Consider the following 1117-nt stretch of genomic DNA (forward strand, 5'->3'; position numbering starts at 1 on the left):
CGAATGTGAAAGCCGCGCAGGAACCGGCGACGCACCTAGAACTTGGCGGGTTCGTCGATCGGCTGGCCCGCGACCTCGGGCCGTGGGGCATACGCTACGGCCGTGAGTTCACCGTGAAGATACTGGAAACTCCGCTCTTGTCTCCCTGGCGCTTCGTAGCATTGGAACTGGCTGGTTCGCTTCAGTCGGGGAACCTAGCCTGGACGGAGGTGATCGCGGCCGCTGATCAGCTATCGGCGACCGAGATCATTTATGCATCGCAAGACGCGAACCGACTCGTCGTCGGCCGCCTCAACCAGGCGCGCTACTGGTCGGAGAGCCAAGCGCGCCTTGTCGCGCGGCGGCTCGTCTGGGATCATATGCCCTTTCTGTCCGGAACGACGCCCCGGTGACGGGTACCGTACTCAGCCCCCGCCCGGACCTCGTGACCGAACTGACCGCGGGCCAAAAACTGCCGCTTGCCGCCGTCGGGGCAGAACAACTCGATATCATTCTCGAGACCGTGACCCGCGTCTGGCTCGACCTGATGCGAGACCAGCCGACGTCGCTGGATCTCGATGAGGCCGAAATCAACATGATGCTCGCCGCGAGACTCAACAATCTGCGATCTAGTGATCCACTCTGGACCCAGTTGGTATCAACGGTAGCGAGAGGGGTGGAAAGCATCAGCTTCGACGGCGCCCATCTCGAGCGGCGCCCTGATCTTTCCATATTTCTCACAGGCCGCCATCCTTCCTTCCCCATCGTCGTGGAATGCAAGCTCATCGACCGGTCCACCTCCAAAGGCGCCGACCTATATTGCAGGAATGGACTCGCCCGTTTCGTCGAGGGGCAGTATGCTTGGGCCAATCGCGAGGCGGTGATGATCGCCTATGTCCGTGACGATTCCACGCTAGAAGCCCACCTGACGCCGTTGCTGGAACGGTCGATGTCCGGCATCACAGATCCTTGGCACACGCGCGAGCTGCCGATTGCGAGCCCGGGAGCCTCGCTTCCAACCGCCTCCTCCAGCCATGGACGGCCTTTTTTCTACCCGAGCGAAATCGGTGGCAGCACCCCGGGCGACATCGCGATCTGGCATCTCTGGCTTCGCGGAAACTCTCCAGAAACCGGAGAC

Annotated in this window: 2 protein-coding genes; both read left to right on the forward strand. The window is 61.9% G+C overall.

What is annotated here, in order from left to right; translation table 11 throughout:
* A partial coding sequence (locus AB0K82_RS44675) for a hypothetical protein (protein WP_364409881.1) occupies positions 1–392 on the forward strand: 392 nt, incomplete at its 5' end.
* 32 nt (positions 393–424) lie between these two features.
* A partial coding sequence (locus AB0K82_RS44680; RefSeq protein WP_364409884.1) for a hypothetical protein occupies positions 425–1117 on the forward strand: 693 nt, incomplete at its 3' end.

It is taken from the genome of Actinoallomurus sp. NPDC052274 (assembly GCF_040679475.1).
Taxonomy (GTDB): domain Bacteria; phylum Actinomycetota; class Actinomycetes; order Streptosporangiales; family Streptosporangiaceae; genus Actinoallomurus; species Actinoallomurus liliacearum.